Raw genomic sequence first — 4,720 nt, forward strand, 5'->3', positions numbered from 1 at the left:
GCAGCTCCTGCTCGGCTTCGGCGCAGTCAAAGGGCAGCTTGCCCATCTCGACAAACACCGCGAAGGCGCAGGCGGCACCGGCCAGCAGGGTGGCGATGGGCGCGGCCAGCGGCTGGGTCGCCACATAGCTGCTGATGTTGCCCAGATCCGAGCTGCCCACCATCATCGCCATGATGAAGCAGGCGAGCACCAGAATGGGCTCCACCAGAATGCCGAGGGTCAGTTCGCGGCGGGCACCAATACCTGCAAACATGCTGCCGCTGTCGAGCCCCGAGAGGGAGAAGAAGAAGCGGAAGATGGCGAACAGATAGATGTCGGTGATGAGATCCCCGGCGATGGGGAAGGGGGACTCGTGAGTCAGGGTCGGCAGCGCCATCCCCACCAGCAAGAGGGCGGCGATGAGCAGCGCAGGCATCAGGTTGAAGATGATGCCGGCAGGCTCGGGAGTTACCTCCTGACGGCGCAGGAGCTTGGCGATATCCCGGTAATCTTGCAGCAGGCCCGGCCCCTGACGGGAGTGCATCTTGGCCCGCAGCACCCGGTTGAAACCGGTGGCGAGCGGCGCCAGCGCCAGCATGGCGATGGCCTGGGTCAGGGCGAGGGCAACCATGCCCCAGCTCGGCATTTCAAGAACAGGCATATCAGACTCCTACAGCCATCAGGATAAAGAGCGCCAGCACAACACCGTGCAGCAACCAGCCGGTTGTCCCGCTGGTATCGCTCACCCCGTGCAGGGCGCTGGCCAGATCGAGCTGCGGCTGCTTGCGATAGAGCGGCGCGCAGAGTTGGCGCAAGGTGTGGGTGACACCGCCAGAGGTGAGGCTCATGCGCTCCTCATAGGCGTAACCACAGGCCCACGGGGTGCCAGCGTGACGACGACCCAGCTTGGGCCCCTTGAAGATGGCCAGTACCAGCAACGGGATGAGGAACAGCCCCAGCAAGGTAATGGCGATAACGGGCGGGGAGAGGATCGCTTGTGAGCTGTCGAGTGGCAGCAGGGTGGCGCCAGTGGCCACGTTCATCTGGCCGCTTACCAAGGCTTGGCCATAGCTGGCGATATGGGGGGCAATCCAGGGGGCGCCCAGACCCAGCACCAGACAGACCGTGGCCAGCAGCAGGGTGCCTGCCACCATGGCGCCCGGCACTTCGCGGGCGTGACTCGCTTTCTCGCTGCGCGGGGCGCCGCAGAAGCAGATGCCATACACCTTGACGAAACACATCACTGCCATGGCGCCGGTTACCGCCAGCATCACTACCGCAAGCGGCGCGACGACCGAGGTGCCGAGTTTGGTCATGGAGAGCAGCGACTGGTAGATAAACCACTCGCTGACAAAGCCGTTGAGCGGCGGCAGCGCCGAGATGGCCATGGCGCCGATGAGGAACGCCAGCGCGGTCCAGGGCATCAGTTTGGCGAGGCCCCCCATCTTGTCCATGTCGCGAGTGTGCAGGCGGAACATCACAGAGCCGGTGCCCATAAAGAGCAGGCTTTTGAAGATGGCGTGGTTGAGCAGGTGATAGAGGGCGCCGAGCAGCCCCAGCACCACCAGTGCCGGTTGCTGGTTTGCGATGCCGATCATGCCGATCCCCATCCCCATCAGGATGATGCCGATGTTCTCCACCGTGTGGTAGGCGAGCAGCCGCTTGAGATCGTGCTCGGCCAGCGCAAACAGCACCCCGAGCACTGCCGAGCAGGCGCCGAAGATCAGTACCACATAGCCCCACCAGAGCTGGCTGGCGCCGAGAAAATCGATGCTGACCCGCAAGATGCCAAAGAGACCCAGCTTCACCATCACGCCGGACATCAGCGCCGAGATATGGGACGGCGCAACGGGCTCGGCCACCGGCAGCCAGCCGTGCAGCGGCACGAAACCGGCGCGCAGGCCAAAGCCGCAGAAGCTGAGCAGGAACACCAGGGAGGCCAATGCGCCCGCCAGATGGTGCTCGCGCAGCGCAGCGAACTCCAGCGAGCCGCTTTCTCGGCAGAGCAGCCAGAAGGCTATCAGCACCAGTGCCATGCCGATATGGTTCATCACCAGATAGAGACGGCTCTGTTTGGCGGCCTCGGGGTTGGTCTTGACCAGCCAGTAGGTGGTGAGGGTCACCAGCTCGTAGCAGAGCAAGAAACCGAGCGCATTGTCGGCCAGTACCATGCCCACCATGGCAAACAGGAAGAGGTTCATCAGCGCACCGATGGCCACATCCCCCTTGCCCTGATATTCGCGGATATAGGCAAAGGAGTAGAGGGCGACGGCGACGCCGACGGTGCTAATCACCAGCAGCATCAGCGCGGCCAGCATGTCGAGGTGCACCGAGCCCAACAGCCAGAGCTGGCCGTCGACGGGGGCGCCTTGGGCAAAGATCTGGATGGCGGCGACCAGACCGGCGAGTGAGCCCAGCAGGGCAAGGCCGCTATTGAGGCGGTTGGCCAGTGCGGGCAGCTTTTGCAGCAGCAAACCGGCGGCAGCGCCCAGCAAAAAGAGCAGGAGCGTGGCCATAACAAGGGGGGACAACATCAGCGAACTCCCTCTGTGGTGGATAAATCGGATGCAGGGATCGCCGTGGCAGGCGCCGAAAAGGCGGAGGCCCCTTGCGGGTTGGTGTCGGCCGCTTGCTGGCGACGGATACGGGCGGCGCGTTCGGTGTCGCCGTCATTGACCAGCTTCAGTGCCTGGGAGGGGCAGGCACCGACACAGGCCGGGCCATCGGCGCGAAACTCGCACAGGTCACACTTGACCGCGATGCTGCGCACCCCCGGCTCCCAGCTCAGCAGATCCTCGCCAAAGCAGCGCAGGCCGGCGGAGGTCGAGGGGTTGCTGGAGCGGATGGAGCAGGGGATATAGGTGTCGTAACTGGTGGCCACGGCCACCGGACGGCTGCCGCCGCTCTGGATGGCGCCAAAGGGGCAGGCCACGGCGCAGAGATTGCAGCCGATGCAGAGCGACTCGTTGAGTTGCACGCAATCGCCGGTCTGGCGAATTGCCTCGACCGGGCACACCTTGATGCAGGGGGCATCGTCACAGTGACGGCACTGAACCGGCATGGTCGCCTGCTCGTGTCGCATAACGGTTAAACGGGGGGCTTGCTGCAAACCTTGCGCCTTGTGTACCTCGCTGCAGGCCGCCATACAGGTGCCACAGCCGATACAAAGCTTGGGGTCAGCGATAACGAAGCGGTTCATAGCCTACCTTGTCGTGTCGCGAACGGAGAAAGTAGGGGTAAGGTGGCAAGATACGGGCCAGATTGGTTTTTGCAGCGAAATTGGTTTTAAGTTGCTGTTTTTAAATAAATAAAAATATTCGTGTGGTTGGATGAACGCGCTGATGTGGCTGTCGAACTGTGACGTTCGTCACTTGTGACGAAGCCCCCAAGAGGGTTCGTCACCTTGGAAAACGCAGCATGAGTAGGGGGCAAAGAACGGAGTGAATTGCACCGCTCTCCAACATATGTGTGCGGTGCACGGCGCTGCGCTTGTTTCACCTTACGGCTGTTGTGTGAGGGGAAATGAGCTGGTTCGATTTGCCGTGGTTTGCTCCCTTCTCCCCTTGCGGGAGAAGGGCTAAATAACTGATCCTAATAGTGCTACACCTTCGCTGTGCCATAGCCATTCCCCGGGAAAGGAGACACGGTATCCATGAAGTGTTTCACTCGAGCCAGCAGGTTGGCCATCCCTCTGCATTGATGATTGCGCGTGATGGTTTCATGTAACTTGTGCCACAGCCGTTCGATGTGATTAACCCAAGGACTGTAAACTGGCTGGAATACCAGGCAGAACTTGGGGTTCTTCTTCAACCATCGCTCGGTCTGTTTGCTTTTGTGAATGATGTAGTTATCGAGGATCAGCGTGATGGTTTTGGCTCGTCGGTAGTGGTGACGCAGCTTTTCCAGCATGGCGATAAACAGGGATGAGTTTTTCTTTATCCCGCTGACGTAAAGCACTCTTCCGTTGCCTGCATGAAGAACGCCTGCCAGGTAATGCTTGGCATTCTGCCCCGGAGTGACAACACGCTTTTGCTGCGCTCTGAACATCCAGTCGGCCCCTAATTTGGGATTGAGGTCTATATCGACTTCATCCTCATAAAACACCGGGTTATCCGCATCACAACGGGCCAGCGCGGCGTCGATATTCGCCATTTTCTCCTGATAGGCCGGGTCTTTTATCCGCAAGGTCGGCACGGGCCTGCGCCAGACAATCCCCATACGAGGTAACCATCGACGAAGTGTGGAGGCGGCCACATTGAGCCCTGTTAACCGATTGATTTTGATAGCCAATAGTTCGGTACACCAACGGCTGCGCTGATAACCAAAATCTTGCGGAGAAAACTGCATGAGCAGCACCAGTAAGGTGACCATCTTGGCGATAGGTAAAACTGGGGCACGGCCAGCCGGTAAGGCTTCTAGCGCATCTATGCCTTCATCTCGATACCACCGAAGCCAACGACCGATGGTCGAGCGCGCAGCGCCGGTAAGGTGATGAACATCAGTGATCGTGCGTCCTTCATGTAACAGCAAGATGGCCATCAAGCGACGAGCATGCCCTTTATCACGCGTGGCATGGATGATTTTGTGAATGCGGCGCCGTTGTGACCGTGGCAGGGGTGGTAGGATAGGCATCAACTCAGTCCTTTGGGTGTGGCTTGTTTTGTTTGGCGACTAATGAGATCGCACAAACTGGGCTGAGTTCCCTTCCTCCAGTGATCTACTATTCGGAACAGTTATTTAG

At 60.0% G+C, this 4,720-nt stretch carries 4 protein-coding genes; all 4 read right to left on the reverse strand.

Features of this window, described 5'->3' with window-relative positions:
- Nucleotides 1-640, reverse strand: a 640-nt coding sequence (locus tag AB5Y92_RS19755) for a respiratory chain complex I subunit 1 family protein (RefSeq protein ID WP_368227438.1), incomplete at its 3' end; no start/stop codon positions are given.
- Between the two features lies 1 nt (nucleotide 641).
- The gene (gene hyfB, locus AB5Y92_RS19760) at nucleotides 642-2,513 is read right to left on the reverse strand and encodes a hydrogenase 4 subunit B (protein WP_368227439.1); all 1,872 of its coding nucleotides are present in this window, start codon (nucleotides 2,511-2,513) and stop codon (nucleotides 642-644) included.
- Entirely contained in the window at nucleotides 2,513-3,178 is a 666-nt protein-coding gene (locus AB5Y92_RS19765; RefSeq protein ID WP_005333313.1) for a 4Fe-4S dicluster domain-containing protein, read from the reverse strand. The genes hyfB and AB5Y92_RS19765 overlap by 1 nt, the downstream gene beginning before the upstream one ends.
- Nucleotides 3,179-3,579: 401 nt before the next feature.
- The gene (locus AB5Y92_RS19770; RefSeq protein ID WP_101318646.1) at nucleotides 3,580-4,611 is read right to left on the reverse strand and encodes an IS630-like element ISAhy2 family transposase; all 1,032 of its coding nucleotides are present in this window, start codon (nucleotides 4,609-4,611) and stop codon (nucleotides 3,580-3,582) included.
- Nucleotides 4,612-4,720 lie beyond the last annotated feature (109 nt).

Origin of the sequence: Aeromonas sp. R1-1 (genome assembly GCF_040908495.1) — a bacterium.
GTDB classification, from domain to species: Bacteria; Pseudomonadota; Gammaproteobacteria; order Enterobacterales; family Aeromonadaceae; genus Aeromonas; species Aeromonas veronii.

Coding starts and splice junctions, on each gene's coding strand:
- AB5Y92_RS19765 (WP_005333313.1), bottom strand. CDS start 3,178: ATGAACCGCTTCGTTATCGCTGACCCCAAGCTTTGTATCGGCTGTGGC.
- AB5Y92_RS19770 (WP_101318646.1), bottom strand. CDS start 4,611: ATGCCTATCCTACCACCCCTGCCACGGTCACAACGGCGCCGCATTCAC.
- hyfB (WP_368227439.1), bottom strand. CDS start 2,513: ATGTTGTCCCCCCTTGTTATGGCCACGCTCCTGCTCTTTTTGCTGGGC.